The sequence below is a fragment of the Blastococcus saxobsidens genome (assembly GCF_002938435.1).
Lineage (GTDB): Bacteria > Actinomycetota > Actinomycetes > Mycobacteriales > Geodermatophilaceae > Blastococcus > Blastococcus saxobsidens.
In genome coordinates this window covers 173,652-196,548 of sequence record NZ_POQT01000001.1, presented here as the reverse complement: position 1 = coordinate 196,548, position 22,897 = coordinate 173,652, and the positions used below count along the sequence as shown (strand labels likewise).

Annotated in this window: 28 protein-coding genes; 16 read left to right on the top strand and 12 right to left on the bottom strand. The window is 74.6% G+C overall.

Annotated features, from left to right (window positions below):
* The first annotated feature begins 14 nt into the window (after positions 1–14).
* The 4 genes from sepH to C5507_RS00975 are packed head-to-tail and all read left to right on the top strand — an operon-like array spanning position 15 to position 5,091.
* Positions 15–914, top strand: coding sequence for a septation protein SepH (sepH, locus tag C5507_RS00990; RefSeq protein WP_104526656.1), 900 nt, complete (start codon positions 15–17; stop codon positions 912–914).
* 50 nt (positions 915–964) lie between these two features.
* Entirely contained in the window at positions 965–2,749 is a 1,785-nt protein-coding gene (locus tag C5507_RS00985) for an ABC transporter ATP-binding protein (RefSeq protein WP_104526655.1), read from the top strand.
* Positions 2,746–4,581: an ABC transporter ATP-binding protein gene (locus tag C5507_RS00980; RefSeq protein ID WP_104526654.1), complete on the top strand. Its 1,836-nt coding sequence runs from the start codon at positions 2,746–2,748 to the stop codon at positions 4,579–4,581. Before C5507_RS00985 ends, C5507_RS00980 begins: the two co-directional genes overlap by 4 nt.
* A 36-nt stretch (positions 4,582–4,617) precedes the next feature.
* Positions 4,618–5,091 carry a YflT domain-containing protein gene (locus C5507_RS00975; RefSeq protein ID WP_104526653.1) on the top strand — a complete coding sequence of 158 codons (474 nt, stop codon included), beginning with the start codon at positions 4,618–4,620 and terminating at the stop codon, positions 5,089–5,091.
* 25 nt (positions 5,092–5,116) lie between these two features.
* On the opposite strand, the gene C5507_RS00970 is transcribed toward C5507_RS00975, so the two are convergent.
* Positions 5,117–5,923 (bottom strand): TrmH family RNA methyltransferase, encoded by an 807-nt coding sequence (locus C5507_RS00970; RefSeq protein WP_104526735.1) that lies wholly within the window; start codon positions 5,921–5,923, stop codon positions 5,117–5,119.
* A 53-nt stretch (positions 5,924–5,976) separates the two neighbouring features.
* Between C5507_RS00970 and C5507_RS00965 the strand changes: the two genes are divergently transcribed.
* The 4 genes from C5507_RS00965 (at position 5,977) to C5507_RS00950 (ending at position 9,182) form a co-directional block, all read left to right on the top strand.
* Complete coding sequence (locus C5507_RS00965; RefSeq protein WP_242611325.1) at positions 5,977–6,945, top strand: NAD(P)/FAD-dependent oxidoreductase; 969 nt, start codon at positions 5,977–5,979, stop codon at positions 6,943–6,945.
* 130 nt (positions 6,946–7,075) lie between these two features.
* Entirely contained in the window at positions 7,076–7,795 is a 720-nt protein-coding gene (locus tag C5507_RS00960) for an ABC transporter ATP-binding protein (protein WP_104526652.1), read from the top strand.
* Positions 7,792–8,565, top strand: coding sequence for an ABC transporter permease (locus C5507_RS00955; protein WP_104526651.1), 774 nt, complete (start codon positions 7,792–7,794; stop codon positions 8,563–8,565). Before C5507_RS00960 ends, C5507_RS00955 begins: the two co-directional genes overlap by 4 nt.
* A complete protein-coding gene (locus C5507_RS00950) occupies positions 8,481–9,182 on the top strand; it encodes a TetR/AcrR family transcriptional regulator (RefSeq protein WP_207225905.1) in 702 nt (233 codons plus the stop codon). The genes C5507_RS00955 and C5507_RS00950 overlap by 85 nt, the downstream gene beginning before the upstream one ends.
* A gap of 183 nt (positions 9,183–9,365) precedes the next feature.
* Here the strand turns inward: C5507_RS00950 and C5507_RS00945 are convergent, their stop codons facing one another.
* The gene (locus C5507_RS00945; protein ID WP_104526650.1) at positions 9,366–10,199 is read right to left on the bottom strand and encodes a thioesterase family protein; all 834 of its coding nucleotides are present in this window, start codon (positions 10,197–10,199) and stop codon (positions 9,366–9,368) included.
* Between the two features lie 27 nt (positions 10,200–10,226).
* Between C5507_RS00945 and C5507_RS00940 the strand changes: the two genes are divergently transcribed.
* Entirely contained in the window at positions 10,227–11,195 is a 969-nt protein-coding gene (locus tag C5507_RS00940; RefSeq protein ID WP_104526649.1) for an aldo/keto reductase, read from the top strand.
* Here the strand turns inward: C5507_RS00940 and thpR are convergent.
* The 5 genes from thpR to C5507_RS00915 all read right to left on the bottom strand — a co-directional run bounded on the left by thpR (position 11,107) and on the right by C5507_RS00915 (position 15,636).
* Complete coding sequence (thpR, locus tag C5507_RS00935; protein WP_278044354.1) at positions 11,107–11,730, bottom strand: RNA 2',3'-cyclic phosphodiesterase; 624 nt, start codon at positions 11,728–11,730, stop codon at positions 11,107–11,109. The two genes, C5507_RS00940 and thpR, sit on opposite strands and share 89 nt — an antisense overlap.
* 20 nt (positions 11,731–11,750) lie before the next feature.
* Complete coding sequence (locus C5507_RS00930) at positions 11,751–12,137, bottom strand: hypothetical protein (protein ID WP_104526647.1); 387 nt, start codon at positions 12,135–12,137, stop codon at positions 11,751–11,753.
* Between the two features lie 65 nt (positions 12,138–12,202).
* On the bottom strand, positions 12,203–13,585 hold the full coding sequence (locus C5507_RS00925; protein WP_242611322.1) for an MFS transporter: 1,383 nt from the start codon (positions 13,583–13,585) through the stop codon (positions 12,203–12,205).
* A complete protein-coding gene (locus C5507_RS00920; RefSeq protein ID WP_104526645.1) occupies positions 13,582–14,016 on the bottom strand; it encodes a MarR family winged helix-turn-helix transcriptional regulator in 435 nt (144 codons plus the stop codon). Before C5507_RS00920 ends, C5507_RS00925 begins: the two co-directional genes overlap by 4 nt.
* A gap of 66 nt (positions 14,017–14,082) precedes the next feature.
* Positions 14,083–15,636, bottom strand: a complete 1,554-nt coding sequence (locus C5507_RS00915) for an NCS2 family permease (protein WP_104526644.1) — start codon at positions 15,634–15,636, stop codon at positions 14,083–14,085.
* 144 nt (positions 15,637–15,780) lie between these two features.
* Here C5507_RS00915 and C5507_RS00910 point away from each other — a divergent pair, with 144 nt between their 5' ends.
* Positions 15,781–16,062 carry a DUF2530 domain-containing protein gene (locus C5507_RS00910; protein WP_104526643.1) on the top strand — a complete coding sequence of 94 codons (282 nt, stop codon included), beginning with the start codon at positions 15,781–15,783 and terminating at the stop codon, positions 16,060–16,062.
* Here C5507_RS00910 and C5507_RS00905 read toward each other — a convergent pair.
* Positions 16,059–16,868 carry a DUF3027 domain-containing protein gene (locus tag C5507_RS00905; protein ID WP_242611321.1) on the bottom strand — a complete coding sequence of 270 codons (810 nt, stop codon included), beginning with the start codon at positions 16,866–16,868 and terminating at the stop codon, positions 16,059–16,061. The two genes, C5507_RS00910 and C5507_RS00905, sit on opposite strands and share 4 nt — an antisense overlap.
* 108 nt (positions 16,869–16,976) lie before the next feature.
* Between C5507_RS00905 and C5507_RS00900 the strand changes: the two genes are divergently transcribed.
* Both C5507_RS00900 and C5507_RS00895 read left to right on the top strand, forming a co-directional pair.
* Entirely contained in the window at positions 16,977–18,491 is a 1,515-nt protein-coding gene (locus C5507_RS00900; RefSeq protein WP_104526642.1) for an MFS transporter, read from the top strand.
* Positions 18,488–18,937, top strand: a complete 450-nt coding sequence (locus tag C5507_RS00895; RefSeq protein WP_242611320.1) for a DUF2771 family protein — start codon at positions 18,488–18,490, stop codon at positions 18,935–18,937. Before C5507_RS00900 ends, C5507_RS00895 begins: the two co-directional genes overlap by 4 nt.
* A 12-nt stretch (positions 18,938–18,949) precedes the next feature.
* Here C5507_RS00895 and C5507_RS23450 read toward each other — a convergent pair whose 3' ends face one another.
* Positions 18,950–19,342 carry a cold-shock protein gene (locus C5507_RS23450; RefSeq protein ID WP_104526640.1) on the bottom strand — a complete coding sequence of 131 codons (393 nt, stop codon included), beginning with the start codon at positions 19,340–19,342 and terminating at the stop codon, positions 18,950–18,952.
* Between the two features lie 139 nt (positions 19,343–19,481).
* On the opposite strand from C5507_RS23450, the gene C5507_RS00885 reads away from it, so the two are divergent.
* Positions 19,482–19,841 (top strand): YidH family protein, encoded by a 360-nt coding sequence (locus tag C5507_RS00885; RefSeq protein WP_242611319.1) that lies wholly within the window; start codon positions 19,482–19,484, stop codon positions 19,839–19,841.
* A complete protein-coding gene (locus C5507_RS00880; protein ID WP_242611318.1) occupies positions 19,838–20,158 on the top strand; it encodes a DUF202 domain-containing protein in 321 nt (106 codons plus the stop codon). The genes C5507_RS00885 and C5507_RS00880 overlap by 4 nt, the downstream gene beginning before the upstream one ends.
* Here C5507_RS00880 and C5507_RS00875 read toward each other — a convergent pair.
* A complete protein-coding gene (locus tag C5507_RS00875) occupies positions 20,145–20,717 on the bottom strand; it encodes a nucleotidyltransferase family protein (RefSeq protein ID WP_104526638.1) in 573 nt (190 codons plus the stop codon). The two genes, C5507_RS00880 and C5507_RS00875, sit on opposite strands and share 14 nt — an antisense overlap.
* 83 nt (positions 20,718–20,800) lie before the next feature.
* On the opposite strand from C5507_RS00875, the gene C5507_RS00870 reads away from it, so the two are divergent.
* Both C5507_RS00870 and C5507_RS00865 read left to right on the top strand, forming a co-directional pair.
* The gene (locus C5507_RS00870) at positions 20,801–21,568 is read left to right on the top strand and encodes an endonuclease/exonuclease/phosphatase family protein (protein ID WP_104526637.1); all 768 of its coding nucleotides are present in this window, start codon (positions 20,801–20,803) and stop codon (positions 21,566–21,568) included.
* Positions 21,569–21,619: 51 nt separating this feature from the next.
* A complete protein-coding gene (locus C5507_RS00865; protein WP_104526636.1) occupies positions 21,620–21,946 on the top strand; it encodes a hypothetical protein in 327 nt (108 codons plus the stop codon).
* A gap of 75 nt (positions 21,947–22,021) precedes the next feature.
* On the opposite strand, the gene C5507_RS00860 is transcribed toward C5507_RS00865, so the two are convergent.
* Positions 22,022–22,252 carry a hypothetical protein gene (locus tag C5507_RS00860; protein WP_104526635.1) on the bottom strand — a complete coding sequence of 77 codons (231 nt, stop codon included), beginning with the start codon at positions 22,250–22,252 and terminating at the stop codon, positions 22,022–22,024.
* A gap of 116 nt (positions 22,253–22,368) precedes the next feature.
* Positions 22,369–22,881, bottom strand: a complete 513-nt coding sequence (locus tag C5507_RS00855; RefSeq protein ID WP_104526634.1) for a hypothetical protein — start codon at positions 22,879–22,881, stop codon at positions 22,369–22,371.
* Positions 22,882–22,897: the final 16 nt, after the last annotated feature.

The window sequence follows — 22,897 nt, the reverse complement described above, 5'->3', positions numbered from 1 at the left end:
CAGGAGGCCGCCCCATGCGCACGCTGCGCCTCGTGGCGCTCTCCGAGGACGGGAAGAACCTGATCCTGATGGCCGACGGCCCGGACGGCGCCGACGGCGAGAAGTTCGAGCTGCCCGTCGACGACCGCGTCCGCGCGGCCGCCCGCGGCGATGCCCGGCGGCTGATCCAGATCGACGTCGACATGGGCACCGAGCTGCCGCCGCGGGTGATCCAGTCCCGCATCCGGGCCGGCGAGACGCCCGAGCAGGTGGCCGCGTCCTCCGGGACGCGGGTCGAGCGGATCATGCGGTTCGCCCACCCGGTCCTGCAGGAGCGGGAGCGGGTGGCCGACCAGGCCCGCGAGGCCCGGGTGCGGCTGTCGGAGAGCGCGCCCGGCGTGGCGCTGCAGCAGTTCATGATCGAGCGCCTCCGGCTGATCGACACCGACATCGACGCCGTCCGCTGGGACGCCTTCCGCGGCGACGACGGCTCCTGGGCCGTCACCGGCGCGTGGCGGGCCGGCGAGAAGTCCGGCACCACCCGGTGGCGCTTCGACCTGCCCTCGCGCACCGTCACCCCCTCGGACGCGGCGACGACCGACTTCGCCGAGGGCACCCGCCTGGTGCGGGTCGTCCCCGAGGTGGCGCCCGCCCCGCGTGGCCGGCCGGTGCAGGTGGTCCCCGACCCCGAGCCCGTCCCCGAGCCGGCCCCGGTGCCGCACGCCCTGGCCCAGCCGGCCGACGAGCACGTCCGTGACGTGCACGCCCCCGACGGCACGCCGGACGACGACGCGATGGCGGCCCTGCTCGACGAGGTGGCCGAGCACGACACCGTCGTCCTCGGCCACAACGGCGGCGACGGCGACGACGAGGACCCGCGCGCCCGCATCCCCGCGTGGGAGGACATCGTGTTCGGGGTTCGCCGCAACCGCTGAGCGAAACTCCTTCGCCAGCGTCAGTACCTGCCTCTAGCGTGTGCGGTGCCATGGACGACGCCGCGCACTCCCCCGGTCCCGACGGCGCGGGGAAGCTGTCCGCGCTCGCCCGCCTGTGGCCCTTCGCCCGGCCCTACCGCGGGCTCATCGCGCTCACCTTCGGCGCCGCCCTGCTGGCCACGCTGGCCCAGCTCGCCCTACCGCTGGTCACCGCCGCCGTGGTGGACGGCCCGATCGCCGAGGGCGACCGGTCGGCCCTGGTCCCCCTCCTCGGCCTGGCCCTGCTGTTCGGGGTGGCCGAGGCCGCGCTGTTCTTCGTCCGGCGCGTGGCCATGAACCGCAGCTGCCTGCAGCTCGAGCGCGACCTGCGCGACGCGCTGTACCAGCGCCTGCAGCGGCTGCCGGTCGGCTTCCACGACCGCTGGGCGTCCGGCCAGCTGCTCTCACGGGCGACGACGGACATGTCCACCATCCGCCGCTTCGTCGGCTTCGCCGCGGTGTTCCTGGTGGTCAACCTGATCACGTGCGTCGTCGTCCTGGCCCTGCTCCTGGTCACCTACTGGCCGCTGGGGCTGGCCGTGGCGGCCACCACCGTGCCGCTGACCGTGCTGGGCATGCGGTGGGAGCGCCGCTACAACACCGAGTCCCGGCGCGTGCAGGACCAGCAGGGGGAGCTGACCACCGACGTCGAGGAGGCCGTCCAGGGCATCCGCGTGGTGAAGTCGCTGGGCCGCAGCGGCCTGGTCTTCGACCGCTACGACGCGAAGGCGACGCAGCTGCGCCGGCTGGAGCTGGACAAGGTGCGCACCCTCGCCCTGCTGTGGTGCCTGTTCGAGCTGCACCCCCAGATCACGCTGGCGATGATCCTGGTGGGCGGCGCGATGGCGGTCAGCAGCGGCGCGCTCACCATCGGCGGGCTGGTCGCCTTCGTCGCGCTGTTCACCGTGCTGCTCTGGCCGATCCTGTCGCTGGGCTTCCTGTTCGCCTTCGCCCAGGAGACGGCCAGCGCCTGCGACCGCGTCGGCGAGCTGCTGGACGCCCCGGTGACCGTCGCCGACCGCCCGGGTGTGCGGCCCGCCGTCGTCGGCACCCCGGCCCGGCTGCGCTTCGAGGGTGTCCGGTTCACCTACCCGGGCTCGGCCGAGCCGGTGCTCGACGGCGTGGACCTCGACCTCCGGCCCGGTGAGACCGTCGCGCTCGTCGGGGCGACCGGGTCCGGCAAGACCACGCTGACCGCGCTGGTCCCCCGCCTGCACGACGCCTCCGGGGGCCGGATCACCGTCGACGGCTCCGACGTCCGCGACCTCCCGCTCGCCCAGCTGCGCAGCGTGGTGGCCACCGCCTTCGAGGACGCGACGCTGTTCTCGATGAGCGTCCGGGAGAACCTCACCCTGGGCCGGCCGGACGCCGGGGACGACGCCGTCGCCGAGGCGCTGCGGGTGGCGCAGGCGCAGTTCGTGCACGACCTGCCGTGGGGCCTGGACACCCGGATCGGCGAGCAGGGGCTCTCGCTGTCCGGCGGTCAGCGGCAGCGGCTGGCCCTGGCCCGCGCGGTGCTGGGGCGCCCCTCGGTGCTCGTGCTCGACGACCCCCTCTCCGCGCTCGACGTGCACACCGAGGCGCTGGTGGAGCGGGCGCTGCGGGAGGTGCTCGCCGGCACCACGGCGCTGGTCGTCGCGCACCGCGCCTCGACGGTGCTGCTGGCCGACCGGGTGGCGCTGCTGGCCGGCGGCCGGATCGCCGCCGTCGGCACCCACAGCGAGCTGCTGGCCACGGTGCCCGCCTACCGCGACCTGCTGGCGCAGGGCAGCGAGCTGACGGAGGTGGCCCGATGACCACCGCCGCTCCCCCGCCGGCCGAGCAGCAGTGGCGCGGCGTCGCCACGGAGGACACCGAGGAGCTGTCGGCCGGCGCCGGCGTCTTCCTGCGCGCCCGCTCCCGGCGGCTGCTGCGCGAGCTGCTGCGCCCGCACCGGCGCACGCTGTGGGGTCTGCTGCTGACCATCCTGGTCCAGAACGCCGCCTGGCTGGCCGGCCCGCTGCTCGTCGGCATCGGCATCGACGTCGCCGTCCCGGCGCTGGTCGAGCGGTCCGATCCGTGGCCGCTGATCTGGATCGCCGGGGCGATGGTCGGAGCGGCGCTGGTGGACACCGGCCTGCGCTACGTGTTCCTCACCCGCTCCGGGCGGATGGGGCAGGCGGTGCTGCTGGCCCTGCGCCGGCAGGTGTTCCGGCACGTGCAGCGGCTGCCGCTGTCGTTCCACGAGCGCTACACCTCCGGCAAGACCATCAGCCGGCTGACCAGCGACGTCGAGGCGCTCGCCGAGCTGCTCGACGAGGGGCTGGACAGCCTGGTCACCGCGCTGTTCAGCGTCGTCACCATCGGCGTCGTGCTGCTGGTGCTCGACCTGCCACTGGGGCTGGTCGCGCTCCTCGGGTTCCCGGCGCTGTTCTTCGTGGCCCGCTGGTTCCAGCGCAACTCCACCGCGGCCTACCGGCGCACCCGGGAGACCATCGCCGCGCTCATCGTCCAGTTCACCGAGACGTTCGGCGGCATCAGGGCGGTGCAGGCCTTCCGCCGCGAGCCGCGCAACGACGCCCTGTACGCCGCCCTCGACGAGGACAACCGGCGTGCCCACCACCGGGCCTTCTGGCTGATCGCCGTCTTCATCCCGGCGGTGACCCTGATCGGGAACCTGGTGAGCGTTGCGGTGCTCGGCATCGGGGCGGCGCGGGTCATCGACGGTGGGCTGGCCATCGGCACCCTCGTGGCGTTCCTGCTCTACCTGCGCCGTTTCTTCGACCCGCTGCAGGACGTCGCCATGTTCTACAACTCCTACCAGTCGGCGACGGCGGCGCTGGAGAAGCTGTCCGGGGTGCTGGAGGAGCGGCCCACCGTGCCGGAGCCGAGCGACCCGGTGTCGCTGGGCGAGCCGGCCGGGGAGCTCGTGCTCGACGGGGTCCGTTTCGGCTACACCGACCGGGTCGTGCTCCCGGAGCTGCGGCTGACCGTGCCGGCCGGGCAGACGGTGGCGCTGGTCGGGGCCACCGGCGCGGGCAAGTCGACCCTGGCCCGGCTGGTGGCCCGGTTCTACGACCCGACGGCCGGTGAGGTGCGCCTCGACGGGGTGCCCCTGGACCGCCTGACCGACACCGACCTGCGCCGCGCGGTGGTGATGGTGACCCAGGAGAGCTTCCTGTTCTCCGGCACGATCGCCGACAACATCGCGTTCGGCCGCCCCGGGGCAACCCGCGTCGAGGTGGAGGCCGCCGCCCGCGCCATCGGGGCGCACGAGTTCATCGCCGCGCTGCCCGACGGCTACGACACCGACGTCCACCGGCGGGGTGGGCGGCTCTCGGCCGGTCAGCGGCAGCTGGTGAGCTTCGCCCGGGCGTTCCTGGCCGATCCGGCCGTGCTCATCCTCGACGAGGCGACCAGCTCGCTGGACGTGCCGAGCGAACGGCTGGTGCAGCGTGGCCTGCGGACCCTCCTGGCCGACCGGACGGCCCTGATCATCGCCCACCGGCTCAGCACGGTGGAGTTCGCCGACCGCGTTCTGGTCATGGAGGACGGGCGGATCGTCGAGGACGGCACGCCGGCGGACCTGGTCGGCGGCGCCGGCCGGTTCGCCGGGCTGCACCGTGCATGGGCCGACAGCCTGGTCTGAGTGGAACAGCCCGCCCGGCCGGGTAGTTGACCGGGCATGAGTGCTTCCGTGTCGATGCCTCTGGGCGGCGTCCAGGTGGGTTCCTACGACAGCTACGAGCGGGCGCAGGCCGCCGTCGACCACCTCTCCGACGAGAAGTTCGCCGTGGAGAACGTGACGATCATCGGCACCGACCTGCGGATGATCGAGAAGGTGACCGGCCGGATGAGCCTGGGCCGCGCCGTGGCGGCCGGTGCAGCCGGCGGCGCCTGGTGGGGTCTGTTCGTCGGCCTGCTGCTGGGCATCTTCGCCGAGGACGGCGCCAACTGGGTGGGCTCGGTGCTGACCGGCCTGCTCATCGGCCTGGCGTTCGGTGCCGCCTTCGGCGGGATGGGGTACGCGGCGACGCAGGGCAAGCGGGACTTCACCAGCACCAGCCAGATCACCGCCAGCCGCTACGACGTGATGTGCAACCCGGCCCACGCCGAGGAGGCCCGGACGATCCTCGCCCGCTTCTCCCTGCGCGGCTAGTCGGAGGCCTCCTCACAGGGGGCCGTCAGCGGAGGGTGGCGAAGGCGACCGCCGCGGCGGCCGCCACCCCCAGCGAGTCGACGCCGGCGCGCATCGGGATGCGGGCGCGCACGCGGGCGGCCTGCTGCGCTTCGACGGTGAGCCCCGGCCCCTCGGCGCCGAGGAGCACCGCGGTGCGCGGATGGGCCCGCGGATCGACGTCGTCGAGGTCCACCGCGTCCGCAGCCGGGGTCAGCGCGACCGTGAGGTAGCCGGCCTCGTGCAGCCGGGTGAGACCGCCGGGCCACTCGGGCAGCACCGCGAACGGCAGCGACAGCACGTGCCCCATCGAGACGCGCACCGAGCGCCGGTAGAGCGGATCGGCGCACCGCGGGTCCAGCAGCACCCCGTCCACCCCGAGCGCAACCGCGGACCGCGCGATCGAGCCCAGGTTCTCCGCGTCGTTCAGCGCCTCCAGGACGGCCAGCCGTCGCGGTGCCGCGGGATCCGGTCCGGCCAGCAGGGCGTCCAGCTCGGCCGGGGGGCGGCGGTCGGCCGAGGCGACGACACCCCGGGTGAGCCGGAACCCGATCACCTCCGACAGCACCCACTTGTCCGCCTCGTAGGCGGGCACGTCCGCGGGCAGCTCCAGCGCCGCCACCCGGCCCGGCACGCCGAAGACGGCGCGGACGCGGTACGGCGAGGCCAGGAGGCGCTCGACCGCCGGCACGCCCTCCACGATCACCGGCCCGGTGCCACGCGGGGTGCCCGCCGGCCGGTCGCCCGCCTTGAGGTCGCGGAAGTCGGCCACGCGGGGATCGGCCGGGTCGGTGATCAGGACGGGTGCGGACACGTCGCGATTCTGCCGGGTGGGCACCGGGCGGCCGGAGCCCGCAGGATCGAGCCGTGGCCGATCAGACGCTGGATGCACCCGTGACCGTCGTCGGGGCCGGCATCGCCGGGCTCTCGTGCGCACGCGCCCTGGCCGGGGCCGGTGTCACCGTCCGCGTGCTGGACCGGGGCCGCCGGCCCGGCGGGCGGATGTCGTCGCGCACGATCCACGGCCGCCCGGTCGACCTGGGCGCCTCGTACCTGACCGCCGGCGCGGACTCCCCCTTCGCCGGCGTGGTCGGCGACTGGGTGACCCGTGGCCTGGCCCGGCCCTGGACGGACACGTTCGCGGTCGCGGGGCCGGACGGCCTCCGGCGGAGGACCACGGGCCCGCTGCGCTACGGAGCACCCGCCGGTCTCCGCAGCCTCGTCGAGGACCTCGCGACCGGGCTGACCGTCTCCTCCCAGCACACCGTGCGGCAGGTGACGCCGGGGCCGGTCGTCGACGGCGCCCGCGTGCCGGCCGTGGCACTCGCCATGCCCGGCTCCCAGGCCGGGCGCCTGCTGGACCCGGCGAGCGCCCTCGCCCGGGAGGCCGCGGCGGAGGAATGGCGACCGACCCTCGCCGTCGTGCTCGGGTGGTCCTCGCGCCGCTGGCCGGCCGACCTGCACGGCGTCTTCGTGAACGACTCACCGGTGCTGGAGTGGATCGCCGACGACGGGGACCGCCGGGGCGACGGCGCGCCCGTCCTCGTGGCCCACACGACGCCCGACCTGGCCGCGCGGCACCTCGCCCATCCGGACGCCGCCGTGCCAGAGGTGGTGGGCGCCGTCCGGTCGGTGCTCGGGATGCACGCCGATCCCGACTGGACCCACGTGCACCGCTGGTCGTCCGCGAAGCCGGCGGCTCCCCGCGACGAGCCGTTCGCGCTCGTCGACGGGATCGGCCTGTGCGGTGACGGGTGGCACGCACCCTCGAAGGTGGAGAGCGCGTGGGCCTCGGGCGCCGCGCTCGGCCGGGCCCTCGCCGCCACGCTGTCCTGACGGCGGGGGTCCGCGTGGACCCACGCCGCCCGGACAGCAACGGGCGACGGCGACGGGCTCCCTTGACGTCGGACGAAGAACTCACCTAGCGTTGAGTTTATCAGCCGTTGAGTTCTCCTGGGAGCGCGTCATGGACGCCATCACCGTCACCGATCTCGTCGTCGACCGCGGGAGGCGCCGCGTCCTCCCCGGTCTCACGTTCTCCGTCCCGGCCGGGGAGGTGACCGGCCTGCTCGGGCCCAGCGGCAGCGGGAAGAGCACGCTGATGCGCGCGATCGTCGGGGTCCAGCGCGTCCGCTCCGGAACCGTCGACGTGCTGGGTCACCCGGCCGGCTCCCCCACCCTGCGGTCCAGGGTCGGCTACGTCACCCAGGCGCCCAGCGTCTACGCCGACCTGACGGTGCGGGAGAACGTCCGCTACTTCGCCGCGCTGTACGGGCGCGGAGTCGCGGAGGCCGACGCCGCCGTCGCCGACGTCGGCCTGCGGGATGCCGCCGGGCAGTTGGTCGCCGACCTCTCCGGCGGCCAGCGCGGCCGCGCCTCCCTCGCCTGCGCCCTCGTCGGCGCTCCCGAGCTCCTGGTGCTCGACGAGCCGACGGTCGGTCTGGACCCGGTGCTGCGGGTCGAGCTGTGGGACCGGTTCCACGCACTGGCGCGCGCCGGCGCGACCCTCGTCGTCTCCAGCCACGTCATGGACGAGGCCGCCCGGTGCGACCGGCTCCTCCTCCTGCGCGACGGCGCCCTGCTCGCCGACACCACCCCGGCCCAGCTGCGCACCGACGGCCGCTCGCACGACCTGGAGGAGGCGTTCCTGAACGTCGTCCGCGCCCGCGAAGGAGTGACGGCATGAGCACCACCCAGCACCTCAGCGCACGCCTCGCGCTGGCGACCACCGGCCGCGTGCTGCGCCAGCTGCGGCACGACCACCGCACGATCGCGATGATGCTGATCCTGCCCAGCCTGCTGCTCGGGGTGCTGCACCTGCTGTGGCGCGACCTGCCCACCGCACCGGGGCAGCCGGGCACCTTCGACCGGGTCGGGCTGACGATGCTCGGCGTCTTCCCCTTCGTCGTGATGTTCCTGGTCACCAGCATCGCGATGCTGCGGGAACGCACCTCCGGGACGCTGGAGCGGCTGCTCACCACTCCGCTGTCGCGGCTGGACCTGCTGCTCGGCTACGGCCTCGCCTTCGGGCTCGCGGCGGCGCTGCAGGCGGTCGTGACCGTCACGGTGGCCACCACGCTCTACGACCTGGACGTCGCCGGGCCGGTGCGGCTGGTCGTGCTGATCGCCGTCGTCGACGCGGTGCTGGGTGTCGCCCTCGGCCTGCTGGCCAGCGCCTTCGCCCGCAGCGAGTTCCAGGCCGTGCAGTTCATGCCGGTGATCGTGCTGCCGCAGTTCTTCCTCTGCGGACTGCTCCTGCCCCGCGAGCAGATGGCCGGGTGGCTGCAGGCGATCAGCGACGCGCTCCCGCTGACCTACGCGGTCGAGGCCCTCGGCGAGCTCGGGCGCTCGGCGGAGGCGACGGGCACGATGTGGACCGACGTCGGCGTCGTCGCCGGCGCCGCCCTGCTCGCCCTCGCCCTGGCGGCGGGCACCCTGCGGAGGAGGACCGACTGAGCACCGCGCAACCCCGCCGACGGACCGGACGACGCCCGGGCAGCCCCGACACCCGGAACGCCGTCCTGGCCGCCGCCCGCGCCGCGTTCGCCGAGCGCGGGTTCGACGGCGCCACCATCCGCCAGATCGCCACCGCCGCCGGCGTCGACCCCGCGCTCGTCCACCACTACTTCGGCAACAAGGACAAGCTCTTCCTGGCCGCGATCGAGGCGCCGGCGAACCCCGCGGAGCTGCTGCCCGAGGTACTGGCCGGCGGCACGGAGAACCTGGGCGAGAACGTCGTCCGGCTGCTGCTGCGGGTGTGGGACGGCCCGATGCGGCCGGCGGCGCTGGCGCTGGTCCGCTCCGCGGTGACCAACGAGTGGACCGCCCGGCTGCTGCGGGAGTTCCTCGTCTCCCAGATCCTGCGGCGGGTGGTCGGCACCCTGGGGTTGCCGGCCGCCGAGCGCGAGGCCCGGGGCTCGCTGGCCGCCTCCCAGCTGATCGGGCTGGTCATGGCCCGGTACGTGCTCCGGGTGGAGCCGCTGGCGTCGGCGTCACCGGAGTCGATCGTGGCGGCGGTCGGCCCCACCGTCCAGCGGTACCTGACCGGCGACGTCGACCTACCGAAGCCCTGACCCGTCCTCCCTCACCGTTCCGGGTCCTCCCTCGTGGTCGACCGCGAGGGGGACCCGGAACGATCAGGTCCCCTGATCATCGGGGAGGGCCCTGGTCAGCCTTCCGCGACGGGAACGGCTCCGGCCGGCGGGCGCACCACCGCATGCTCGGCCACCACGCCGGTGCTGTGCCGCGGTCGGTCATCAGGGCGAGCGCGCGAGCTGACGGCTCTGCGCGACCAGCCGGCCGGTGGAGTCCCAGATCCGGTAGTCCTCGTCGACCCAGCCGCCGGAGATCTCGCTGGAACGGGCCTCGACCAGGCACCAGCCGGGTGCCGGCAGGGCACGGACGAGCACCTGCAGCTGGACCGTCGGCGCCCAGCCCAGGTTGCCCATCGCGAAGCTGGTGGGCGGGAGGGCGTCGCCGAAGGTCAGGAGCGCGAGCGGGTCGGGCTCGCGGCCGTCGGTGAACCGCATCCACGCCCGCAGGACGGGCTCGCCCGAGGGCTGCCCGAACGCCCATCCCGCGGTGGCGATGTCGAGACGGGTGTCCACGCGCAGCGACAGCCCCGGCACCTGCACGCCGGGGGGCGCGAGGTCGCGGTGCTCGGCGACGGAGAAGCACTCCTCGACGGGCGGGACGTCGGGCATCGGGTGGGAGTACTCCGACGTCGTGGAGGTGAGCGTCGCCGTCGTGGCCTGGACCGTGAGGGCGGGGCCGCCGTCGTCGGACAGCGTGACGAGCGAGTGGGCCAGCGTGCGGCCGGCCGGACCCGGGAGGACGGTCAGCGTCGCCGGACCGGCGGCGGGCGCGCGCAGGTAGCTGGCCGACAGCGCGACCGGGTGCGCGTGCGGGCTCTCCAGGACCGCGGCCCGGCCGACGACCGCCAGCAGGTACCCGCCGTTGAGGATGCCGCCGCCGATGTCCCACCCCGGATCGAGCTCGGCGACGAGCCCGCCGCCCTCGGACCGGCGGACGTCGGTCGCGGTGTCGAACGCCGAGGTGGGCGCGGGCGGAGGTCCATCGGTCTGCGACACGGCGAACAGGGTGCCAGGGTGGTTCCCATGGAGTACACGCACCTGGGTCGCAGCGGCCTGCAGGTCTCCAGGCTGTGCCTGGGAACCATGAACTTCGGCTGGAAGACGGCCGAGGCCGACTCCCACGCGATCATGGACCGCGCGCTGGACGAGGGCATCAACTTCTTCGACACGGCCAACGTCTACGGCTTCGACGCCGGCAAGGGCCGCACCGAGGAGGTGCTCGGCAGCTGGTTCGCCCAGGGCGGGGAGCGCCGCGAGAAGACGGTCCTGGCCACCAAGGTCTACGGCGGCATGTCGGACTGGCCCAACGACACGTTCCTCAGCGCCCGCAACATCGTGCGCGCCTGCGAGGGCTCGCTGCGCCGGATGGGCACCGACTGGATCGACCTCTACCAGTTCCACCACGTCGACCTCCGCACGCCGTGGGACGAGATCTGGCAGGCCTGCGAGACGCTCGTCGCCCAGGGCAAGGTGCTCTACGTCGGTTCCTCCAACCACGCCGCCTGGCAGATCGTCGAGGCCAACGCGATCGCGGCCCGCCGCAACTCCACCGGACTGGTCAGCGAGCAGTCGCACTACAACCTGCTCACCCGGCACGTGGAGCTGGAGGTGCTGCCGGCCGCGCTGCACCACGGAGTGGGCATCCTGCCGTGGAGCCCGCTGGCCGGCGGCCTGCTGGCCGGGGCGCTGCAGAAGCCGGAGGGCACCCGCCGCACCGAGGACCGGCAGCAGAAGCGGATCGAGGCGCACCGCCCCGCTCTCGAGCAGTACGAGGCGCTGTGCGACGACCTCGGCTCCGCGCCGGCCGACGTCGGTCTGGCCTGGCTGCTGCACCAGCCTGCCGTGACCGCGCCGATCGTCGGGCCGCGCACGATGGAGCAGCTCGAGGGCGCGCTGACCGCGCTCACGGTCGAGCTGGACGACGCGTCCCTGGCCCGGCTGGACGAGATCTTCCCGGGCTATCGGCCCGCGCCCATGGAGTACGCGTGGTGACCGTCCAGGAGGCGACGACCTCGTAGGCGGGGGTCCGCCCCAGCCGGCTCTCCCACAGCCGCACCTCGCGCACCGGCCACTCCGGGCCGCGGTAGCCCGCCAGCCGGTCGGTCAGCGCGCCGTCGGCGGGCCGGCCGGGCCGCCAGCGGCCCAGCGTGAGGTGCGGGCGGAACGGGCGGTCCTCCACCGGCAGGCCCAGTTGCCGCGCGACGCCCGCGAGCCGGCCGGCCAGCCCCACCAGCGGGGCGACGTCGCCGTCGAGTCCCACCCAGGCCACCTGGGGCCGCCGCGCCGAGCCGAACCGCCCACCGCCGGCCAGCCGGAGCGTCATGGGCGGGGTCCCGGCCACCGCCGGCGCCGCGGCGGTCACCAGCGCGGGCTCCTGCGCCTCGGGCACCCGGCCGAGGAACAGCAGCGTCAGGTGCCACCGCTCCGGCGTCCCCCACCGGGGCGCACCGGGGGCGTCCCGGAGCGGGGCGAGGGCTCGGTCGAGGTCGTCCCGGGCGGGCACGGGCGGGTCGACGGCGAAGAACAGCCGCCGGGCGGAGGCGGGGTTCAGACGGGCACCCGCAGTCCGGCCCGCCGCAGCTCGGCGACCAGGCGCAGCCGCTCGACCTCACGAGCACGCCCTTCGGGGCAGCCGGCCAGCGACGACGGCACGCCGAGCATGCCCGCGGCCTCCAGCAGGACGTCGTCGTAGGCGGCGAGCAGTCCCCGGCGCCGGGCCATGGGCGCACCGGCCGGGACCAGGTCCACCTGCCGCCCGAGCCGGCGCAGGTCGGCGGCCACGCGCTCCAGCGGACGGCCGGAGGGGGCGGGGTTCCGCGCCGCGTGCCGACGGGCCGACCGGCGCTCCAGCCACCGGGTCAGCGGACCGAAGAGGACGACAACCGCGGCGAAGCCGGCGAGGATCGCGACGAGCTGGATCAGTGCGGTGGACATGTCCGCCCCCTGCGCCCGATGGGAACCGGTGGTGCCGACGGTACGCCCGGGCGGGGGCAGCCGCCTCAGAGCGACTGCTGGCCCGGCGCCTGCTCGGCCATCTTCTCCTCCTCGGCCCGCAGCCGCGGCGACGGGACGGCGGCCCGCTGCGCTCCCACCCGCAGGCGGAGGCGCAGCGGCGTGCGCCCCAGCTCCAGCCGCACGGTCCGGCGCCGCGCCAGCCAGGCGGCCGCGGCCAGGCCGGCGACGACGCAGATGGCGCCGCCGAGGATCAGCCCCCACGGCGCCCCGAGGTGCTCGGAGATCCAGCCGACCAGCGGGGCACCGACCGGGGTGCCGCCCATGAAGCACATGAAGTACAGGGCCATGACCCGGCCGCGCATCTGCGGGTCCACGCCCAGCTGCACGAAGCTGTTGGCGGCCACGCTGAACATGAGCCCGGCCGCACCGGTGGGCACCAGCATGAGGGCGAAGGCCACGTACGTGGGCATGAGCCCGGAGACGACGGTGAGCAGGCCGAAGAGCACCGCCGAGCCGACCAGGAACCGTTGCCGCGGCCGCACGCTGCGCCGGGTGGACAGCAGCGCACCCGACAGCGAGCCCACGGCGAAGCAGGTGGAGAGCAGCCCGAAGGCCTGGGCGCCCAGGTCGAAGGTCTCGCGGGCCATCAGCGCGATGGTCACCTGGTAGTTGAAGCCGAAGGTGCCCAGCACGAAGGCGAGCGTCATGGCCAGGACGAGGTCCGGGTGCGCCCAGGTGTAGGCCAGCCCCTCGCGCAGCTGACCGCGGCCCCGCGCCACCGGCGGGCTGGGTTGCAGCTCGTCGGTCCGCATCCCGGCCAGCGCGGTGATGGTGAAGGCGAAGCTGGCCGCGTTGAGGAGGAACGCCGGAGCGGTGTTGCCCGACGCCGCACCGATGAGCAGGCCGGCCACCGCGGGCCCGATCAGCCGGGCCCCGTTGAAGATCGTGGAGTTGAGGCTGACGGCGTTGGTGAGCAGCGCCGGCCCGACCATCTCCGACACGAAGGCCTGGCGCACCGGCGCGTCGATGGCCGAGACGGCCCCCAGCGCCCCCGCCAGCACGAAGACGTGCCAGAGGGCGACCACGTCGGCGACGACCAGCAGACCGAGGACCAGCGACAGCAGCCCCATGCACGCCTGGGTGGCCAGCAGCATGCGGCGCTTGGAGTAGCGGTCGGCCAGGACGCCGCCGTACATGCTGAGCAGCAGCGACGGGCCGAACTGCAGCGCGGTGATCAGCCCGAGGGCCACGCCGCTGTCGTCGGAGAGCTGGAGCACCAGCCAGTCCTGGCCGATCCGCTGGATCCAGGTGCCGGTCAGGCTGAAGAGGTTCGCCGAGGCGTAGCGGCGGAAGTTCCGCACCCGCAGGGCGCGGAACATCCCGTTGCCGGGCTCGGGAATCGACTGGTCAGTGCTCGTCCAGGTCACCCACTGGCCAGCTTGTCGATGATCTCGGCCGCCTCGCGGAGCACCGTGCGCTCCTCGGCGGTGAGCTCCTGCAGCCGCCCCGCCAGCCAGGCCTCCCGCGCCCGGGCCTCGACCGAGAGCATCTCCTCGGCCGCGGCCGTCAGCTCGATGACCACCTGCCGCCCGTCGGTCGGGTGCGGCGTGCGGGTGACCAGCCCCATCCCCTCGAGCGCGACGACGACCCGCGTCATCGAGGGCGGCTGGACCCGCTCGTGGCCGGCCAGCTCACCCGGGCTCATCGGACCGTGCCGCTTGAGCGTGGACAGCGCGGCGAGGTGGGTGAGCGTGACCGACGTGTCGACGCGCTGGTTGCGCAGCCGGCGCGAGAAGCGCATGACCGCCAGGCGGAGGTCGTGCGCGAGCGCGGCGGTGTCCAGCGTCGTCCGGCTCACGATGCTTAGCCTAACTCAGCAACACAGCTCCGCTGGGGAGAACGAGCCTCCGGCCACTCCACCGACTCAGAAGAGCTGCTGCAGGGGCTCCAGGGCGAAGTAGACGACGAACATCACCGCGATGACCCACATCAGCGGGTGGACGTCCCTGCGCCGCCCGACCACCAGGCGCAGCAGCACGAAGCTGACCACGCCCGCCCCGATGCCGTTGGTGATCGAGTAGGTGAAGGGCATCAGGGCGATGGTCAGGAACGCCGGGATGACCAGCGACATGTCGTCCCAGGCCAGGTACCGGATCTGGGTGATCATGAGGGCACCGACGATCACCAGCGCGGGCGCGGCGGCCTCCGCCGGGACCACGCCGACCAGCGGCGTGAAGAAGACCGCCACGAGGAACAGCAGACCCGTGACGATGCTGGCCAGGCCCGTGCGGGCGCCGTCGGCGACGCCGGCCGTGCTCTCGATGTAGGTCGTGTTCGACGAGACGCTCCCGGCGCCACCGGCCGCCGCCGCCAGCGAGTCGACCAGCAGCACCGGCTGCGACTTGGGCAGGTTGCGCTTCTCGTCGAGCATGTCGCCCTCGGCGCCGACGGCGGTCACGGTGCCGACGGTGTCGAAGAAGTCGGCGATCATGATCGAGAAGACGATGAGCAGCGCGGCGATGATGCCGATGCGCTCGAAGCCGCCGAACAGCGAGAAGTTGCCCAGGAGGGAGAAGTCCGGGCTGCTGACGACGTCGTCGGGCAGCACGGGCGCCTGCAGCCACCAGCCGCGCACGTTCTCGCCGTCCGCGCTGAAGCGCGGTCCGATGTCGGCGACCGCCTCGACGACGATGGCGAGCACCGTCGTCGCCACGATCCCGATGAGCAGCGCGCCCTTGACCTTGCGGACGACGAGCACCGCGCTCAGCAGCAGGCCGACGACGAAGACGAGCATCGGCCAGCCGGCCAGCTGCCCCTGGTCGCCGAAGCTGATCGGCGTGCCCTGCCCCGCCCGGACGATGCCGGCGTCGGCCAGCCCGATGATGGTGAGGAAGAAGCCGATGCCGACGGCGATCGCCGTCTTCAGCTGGGCGGGGATGGCCTCGAAGACGGCGCGGCGGAAGCCGGTGAGCACGAGAACGGTGATCAGCAGGCCCTCGAGCACGATCAGGCCCATGATCTCCGGCCAGGACAGCTGGGTGGCCGCGAAGACCGCGACGATCGCGTTGATGCCCAGCCCGGTCGCGAGCGCGAACGGGTACCGGCCGACGATGCCCATCAGGATCGTGAGGATGCCGGCCAGGAGGGCCGTGACCGCGGCGATCGACTCGAAGGGCAGGACGGTGCCCTCGACGTCGGCACCCTGGACGCCGTCCGGGCCGACGATGCTGGTCAGGATGATCGGGTTGAGCACCACGATGTAGGCCATCGTGAAGAAGGTGGTGAGACCACCGCGCAGCTCGCGGCTCGTGGTCGAGCGGCGGGCGCTGATCTCGAAGTAGCGGTCCAGCCCGTTCTTCGGCCGGACGCGGGGCCCCTCGCTGCGGCGCGGCGTGGGCGTGCCGGCCGCGACATCGGCGGGGGTGTCCCCGACGGCGGTGGCGGAGGCGTCCGCGGACGGGCGGGACTTGTCGGACATGCGGTCTCTCCGGTGACGAGGCGGCGGGGCATGGCGGGCGGCCCTGCCCGCGCCCGGCCTACGAGGCAACGAGCGGCGACAGCGTGCCACACGCCCGTGCCGGGCAGCTCGGCACGTGACCGACCCGCAATCTAGGGTGCCCTCGTGCCCGGTCCACGGAAGCAGGCCCCGCCTCCGCTGCAGGTCGACACGGCCCGCGTGGTGCTGGCCGGGATCGCGGTGTGGGTGGTCGCCCTCGTCGTGCTCCTGGTGCTCGGCGACCGGGTGGACCGGCTGTGGACCTGGACCTGCGTGGCCGCCATCGCGCTGGCCCTCCTGGGCCTCGGGATCATGCGCTGGCAGCAGTCGAAGGACCCCTCCGCCCCCCACCGCTCGCAGGCTCGCGGCGGGCCCCTGCGGAGGGGCCGTTCCAGCGACGACGCCTAGAGGACGTCGTAGTCCGCGGTGTCGTAGCGCGCCGAGGTGACCACCTCGGTGTCGTCAGCCGGGGCCAGCGTCGCCTGGCTGTGCGCGCCGCAGCCGTAGTCGGCGGTCACCACGCGCCCGTCGGCCGGGGCGTAGGCGTTGCCGCAGGCACCGAGCACCTGCCGGAGCGTTCCGGCCAGCGGCAGGTAGAAGCCGCAGGTCGCGCACGGCCCGGGCGCCTGGCGGGCCATCGGTGCGGAGGGACCGAACTCACCGACGGTCCAGCGGCCCACCGCATCGGAGCGCCCCTCGCGGGACATCACGCGCTCGCGACCGAGCCCGAGCTCGCCGGCGACGACGCGCCCCTCCGGGTCGTCGGCCGAGTCGTCGTCCACCGTGTACGCCGGCACCAGGCGGACGTCGTCCTCGGTCGACGGCAGGACGTCGCCGACCGAGAGGTCGCCGGGCCGCAGCCGCTCGTGCCACGGCACCCACGCGGGGGCGAGCAGGGCCTGCTCGCCGGGCAGCAGGACCACCTCGTCGACGGTGACCTGCTCCTCCCCCGGGACGCGGGCCAGGGTGACCGCCCAGTGCCAGCCGACGTAGCCGGTCAGCCGGCTGGCGAAGGTGTGGGTGAGCACCTCGCCCAGCTCCGCGGCCGAGCCGTCGGCGGCGGCGACCTGTTCCGGGCCGGAGCCCAGGTGCTCCCCGACGAGGTCGGGGTCGCCGGCCGTCTCGACGGCGGCCGCGCGGGCCTGCTCGACCGCGGCGGTCAGCGCGTCGTCCGGGGCGGATGCGGGCCGGACTACGGCGAGGGGATCGGACACCCCCCCATTGTGGCGGACGCCGGACCCCCGGTGGGACAGCGCGTCCCCCGGGGTCGCGGCGGCGGGCGCCGGGACCGGACCGCCAGGTCGGTGCTGCACCATGGTCACGTGTCCGCCGCCCGCCGTCCGCCCGGAGCCCCCCGGCGGTCGCGGCTGTCCCGGCGCGCGCTCCCGCCCGGCCCGGACCGCCAGGACACCACTCCGCTCGGCGTCCCCCGGCCGATGACGCGGCCCCTGCCGTCCGCGGCCGTCCAGCCGCCCGGCGACGACCGGCCGAAGGTCACCGTCACCCGCGTGGCCGCCGCCCGCAGCCGGGAGCTCACCGTCGCCGCGGCCCGCCGGGTGCGCGCCGCGAGCCGGGCCGACGGTGCCGAGGAGAGCGGCCTGTCCCACCTGCTGTCGGTCAACGCGCTGCACATGGCCGGCGACGCGATGATCGCCGTCTCCCTGGCCGGCACCCTGTTCTTCGCCGCCACCACCGATGCGCAGCGGGGCAACGTCGCCCTCTACCTGCTGGTGACGATGGCCCCGTTCGCCCTGCTCGCCCCGGTCATCGGGCCGGCGCTGGACCGGCTGCAGCGGGGCCGGCGCTGGGCGATGGCCACGTCGCTGGTCGGCCGGGCGGTGCTCGCGCTGGTGATGGCCGCGCACTTCGACGACATCTGGCTCTACCCCGCCGCCCTGGGCGTGCTGGTCCTGTCCAAGGCGCACAACGTGCTGCGGGCCGCGGTGGTCCCCCGGGTCCTGCCCGGCGCGATGTCGCTGACGTCGGCGAACGCCCGCCTGTCGGTGTTCGGCCTCGCGACGGCCGGTGTGGCCGGTGCACTGGCCGCCGGGATCGCGGCCGTCCTCGGGTTCGACTGGGAGCTCTGGGCGACCGCCGCGGTGTTCGTCGCCGGCGGGGTGCTCGCCGTGCGGCTCCCGGCGCACGTGGACGTGCCGACCGGCGAGGATCCGGCCGACGTGCTCAGCACCACCGAGATCCGTGTGGCGGGCCGGCGGCGCCGGGTGAGCCCGCACGTGGTGCTGGCGCTGCGGGCGAACGCCGCGCTCCGCGGGCTGGGTGGTTTCCTCACCATCTTCTCGGCCTTCCTCGTGCAGGCGACCTTCGCCGACGGCTGGGAGGCGACCCTCGCCCTGGGCGCGATCGCGGCCGCGGCCGGCATCGGCAGTTTCGCCGGCACGGCGGTCGGCTCCCGGCTGCACACCGCCGCTCCCGACCGGCTGGTGCTCTACGCCGCCGCGACGGCCGCCGCGGTGACCGTGCTCGCCGCGGTCTTCTACGGGTTCTGGATGGCGGTGCTGGTGGCCGGGGTGGCCGCCGTCGCCAACGCCCTCGGCAAGGTGTCCCTGGACGCGATCATCCAGCGGGAGGTCCCCGAGCGGCTGCGCGCCTCGGCCTTCGCCCGCTCCGAGACGATGCTGCAGCTGGCCTGGGTGGCCGGCGGCGCGCTGGGGATCGCCCTGCCGCCCACCGGCTGGCTGGGGTTCACGGTCGCGGCGGCGCTGCTCGCCCTCGCCGTGGCCCTGGTGCTGTGGACCCTGCACCGGAGCCGCCGTCCGGCGGCCCCGACGGGGGCCCCGGACCCGCCGACGGCGCCGGTGGGACCGTCGTGGTCGTGAGAACGCCCGCCGCCGCCCTGCTCGTCCTCGGTCTCGCCGGCTCGCTGGTCGGCTGCGCAGGGGAGCCCGACGGCCCCGGGGACGTCCGCGCGCAGGCCGGCGTCCAGGACGTCACCGCCCGGCCCACGCAGTACTGCGTGGGCGGGGAGCCGCAGCTCTACGAGGCCACCCCGCCGATCGTGGAGGTCTCCCCCGACACGACGATCAGCCTCACCGTGCCGGAGGTGATCGCCGACCGCGGCTGGCAGGTGCAGGTGTTCGACGAGCGGCTGCAGGAGGTCATCGGCGAGGTCGAGGTCCCCGAGGGGACGACGACGTTCGACGGGATCAACTCCTCCGACGTCGTCCCGCCGGCCTTCTACCTCGTGGTGGTCGAGGACAAGGGCGGCGACTGCGGGGAGTGGACCGGCGCCTGGCCGGTCGGCTTCCTGCGCGCCGGCGGCTGAGCGGCTGCCGCCTCAGCCCTCGAGGTCGCCGGCGACGGCGCGCAGCACCGAGGCGACCTTGCGGGCGTGCCCGCGGTCGGGGTACCGGCCGTGCCTCAGGCCCTCGGAGACGTCGTCGAGCAGCTTGATCAGGTCCTCGATGATCGGGACCAGCTCGTCGGGCTTCTTGCGGCCGGCGGCGGCGACCGTGGCCGCGACCGAGGGCAACGGGTCGAGCAGCCGCACCTGCAGGGCCTGGTCGCCCCGGCGGCCCGCCACGATGCCGAACTCCACGCGCTGACCCGGCTTGAGGTCGGTGCCGGCCGGGAGTGCGTCCTTGTGGACGAAGACGTCCGGCCCGTCCTCGCGGGACAGGAAGCCGAAGCCCTTCTCCGCGTTGAACCACTTCACTCTGCCGGTGGGCACGGTGGATCCCTCAGTTCTCGGTGTCGCGGCGCACGGCCGGGGAACGACGACTGCGGCTCGGGACCGCTCGATGCACAGGTTAACCGTCCGTGGTGACCTCCCGGACCTGCCTTTTCGGGCGCGTCCCTACCCTGACCGCGTGCCCGTATCCCCGGAGTTGCCCGACCATCCGGACTACCGCTTCACGCTGGCCAACGAGCGCACGCTGCTGGCGTGGCTGCGCACCGGGCTGGCGCTGGTGGCCGGAGGGGTCGCCGTCGCCACCTACGCGCCCGACCTCGGGGTCCGCTGGGGCAGCGCCGCCGTGTCGCTGGCGCTCGTCCTGCTCGGGCTGCTCACCGCGCTCGCCGGGTACGGCCGGTGGCGGGCCAACGAGGCGGCGATCGAGGCGGGGCGCGCCCTGCCGTCGAGCCTGCTCGTCCCGGCCGTGGTCGCCGCCGTGACCGCGGTCGTGGTCGTCGTCGCCGTCCTGGTCGGCGTGGAGGTGCTGCGCGGGTGATCGTCCCCATGGAGACCCAGCCCGAGCGCACCGTCCTGTCCTGGCAGCGCACCGGTCTGGGGATGCTGGCCGTCGCCGGTCTGGTCGCGCACCGGGCGGTGGGCACGGCGCGGCCCGCACTCCTCGTGGCGGCGGGGATCACGGCGCTGCTCGGGTTGCTGATGCTCGGCCGGCTGGCACCGGCCCGCTACCGGCAGGTGTGCCGCCGGGTGGCCGAGAACCGGGCGGTCAGCGACCCGACGCCGGCCCGGGTGGCGACCGCCGGCGTCGTCCTCGCCGCGGTCGCGGCGGCGGCGGCCGTGCTCATGCCGGACTGACCGCCGGCACGATCCCCAGGCGCTCGAGGAGGGTCAGGAAGACGACGGCGAAGTCGTTGGTCGCCACCTGCCGGGCGACCTCGGCCCAGTCCACCTGCTCGCGCAGCGCCCGGGCGACCGGCAGCATCCGCCCGAAGTCGCAGTAGTGCTCGTCCAGGGCCATCAGCTTGGTGACGAGGATGTCGGTCGGGTCCATCACCGGCATCTGGACCGACAACACCGGCAGGACCTCGGCCCGTTCCACCAGGTCGATCTCCGCGGGGCGGCCGCAGGTCCGCCAGAGCACGTCGACGAAGACGTCGTCCCGCTCCACCTTGAGCAGCCAGTCCTCGGCGGGGTCGACCACCTGCAGGCCGGCGTCGACCAGCGCCTTGGCCGCCCGCTCGGCCTCCGCCGCGGGGACGAGGAAGTCCGCGTCGTGGTCGGGTTCGGGGGCGCCACGGACCCAGGCGGCGTACCCCCCGCACAGCGCGAAGGGCACCTCCCCCTGCTTCAGCGCCACGGCTGTGCGCTTGAGCAGGTCGCGCACCCGGTCGCGGGGAGAGGGAGTGGGCTGCACGGAGGGCTCGCTACCCGCCGGTAGTCGCCGCACGCATGCGGACAGGGGGTAGATCCCGGTCCGGCCGGGGCACAGGAACTGTCGTGCGCATCGCGAGCTTCAACATCCTGCACGGACGCTCCCTGGAGGACGGCCGGGTCGACGTCGACCGGCTGGCCTCCGCCGTCAAGACCCTGGACGCCGACGTGCTCGGTCTGCAGGAGGTCGACCGGGACCAGCCCCGGTCCATGGAGGCCGACCTCACTGCGGTCGCCGCCGAGGCGATGGGCGCGGTGGACTCGCAGTTCGTCGCAGCCCTGTCCGGCACGCCGGGCGGCACCTGGATGGCCGCGACCGGCGACGAGCAGCCCGGGTCGGCCAGCTACGGGATCTCGCTGCTCTCCCGCTACCCCGTCCTCTCCTGGCGGGTGGTGAGACTGGCGCCGCTGCGCGCCAGCGTCCCCCTCTGGTCGCCGGACTCCCGGCGCCCGTTCCTGGCGCGGGACGAGCCGCGGGTCGCCGTCGCCGCGGTGATCGACGGGCCGTCCGGGCAGTTCACCGTCTGCAACACGCACCTGTCCTTCATCCCGCGGTGGAACGGGCACCAGCTGCGCACGCTGGTCCGCTCCCTGGAGGACACCCGGGAGCCTTTGGTGGTGATGGGTGACCTCAACATGCAGCAACGCGCCGCGGCGCGGAACAGCGGGCTGACGCCGATCGCCTCGGTGGCCACCTTCCCGGCCGGCCGGCCGACGCGGCAGCTCGACCACGTGCTCGTGCGCGGCCGCCTGCGCGCGGCCGGCGCCGCCGAGGCGGTGCAGCTGCCGCTGTCGGACCATCGCGCGCTGGTCGTGCCCGTCGAGGCGGGCTGAGTGTTACCGGACGACTCGCGAAGCTCGCGCGGCTAGGCCACGATGCGGTGCATGGCCACCAGCGGAACAGCTCGCATCCTGACGCTCGTCGCCACCATCGTGCGGGTGGTGTTCGCCGTCATCGCCGCGGTCATCGTCGTCCACGCGGTGTTCGTGCTCTTCGAGGCGAACCCGGCCAACGGGCTGGTGCAGTTCGCCGCCGACTGGCGCGACTCGTTCGGCTGGTTCACCAAGGACCTCTTCACGCCGTCGGACCCGAAGATCGCCGAGGCCATCAACTCCGGCCTGGCCGCGCTGGTGTGGGTGGTCGTGGGCAGCCTGCTGTCGAAGCTGATCGTCCGGCTGGCCCCGTCTCCCAAGGTGGAATCGAGGTCCTGACCCACCCGGTGACCGCCACGTCCGGGTGACCGCCCGGCCCGCCGCTGGTCCGCGACGGGCCGGGGCCATGACCTGCTAGCGACGGCGCCGGCCCTCGGCGGTCTGCACACCTGCCCGGTTCGGCTTGTCCGTCGGGTGCGCGTAGCGCACGCGGGCGGCCGGGATCGGGAACGTGTGGTCCTGCCCGAAGGGCGACAGCGGTCCGGCCACCGAGGCGGAGAGCTCGGTCAGCGGCGGGCCACCGTCCTCGGACTCGCCCCAGGTGGGCTCCACCAGGTGCGCGTGCTTCTCGTTGCGCTTGGCCATGACGCCTCCGTGTGCGGTAGCTCGTGCACCGCGCGGTGCACTGTCGGTCCTCATCTTCCTGGATGCCTCCCGCGGAGCGCACGTCACCGCCCCGTGCGGAGGAGCCGGGATCGTGATCAGCGGCTCCGGCCGGCGGTCCGGGCGCCGTGGACGGTGCCCGCGTCCTCGGCGGTGAACACCCACCGGTCGCCGCCGACCGGCGCGGCGAGCACGGCGGCGCCGTCCAGCGCCTGCACCGCACGAGTCCGCCAGACGGCGGTGCTCAGGAGACGGAGCCGGACCGGCTCGTCGAGGCCGTCGGGCTCGAAGGACAGGTGGGCTGCGCCGGCCACCCGCAGCGTCCCGGGTCGCCACGGGGTGCCGGCCAGCGCCCTGCGCCACCGGATCGTGCGCAGCAGCGCACCGGCTCCCACCACGACGGCGGTCGTGCCACCGAGCAGCAGCGCGACGACGACCAGGCCCAGGCCGGGCGGCCGCCGGCCGGCGTCACCGGCCATCGCGACCGCCGCGACGCCGAGCAGCACCGCGAGGACGACGGCGACGAGGCCGCCGCCCAGCCAGCGCAGGGCACCGACCCGGTGGGCGTCCAGGGCGGCCCGGGTGCCGGGGTGTTCACTCGCGGGGTGCATCCGCCCATGCTGGCAG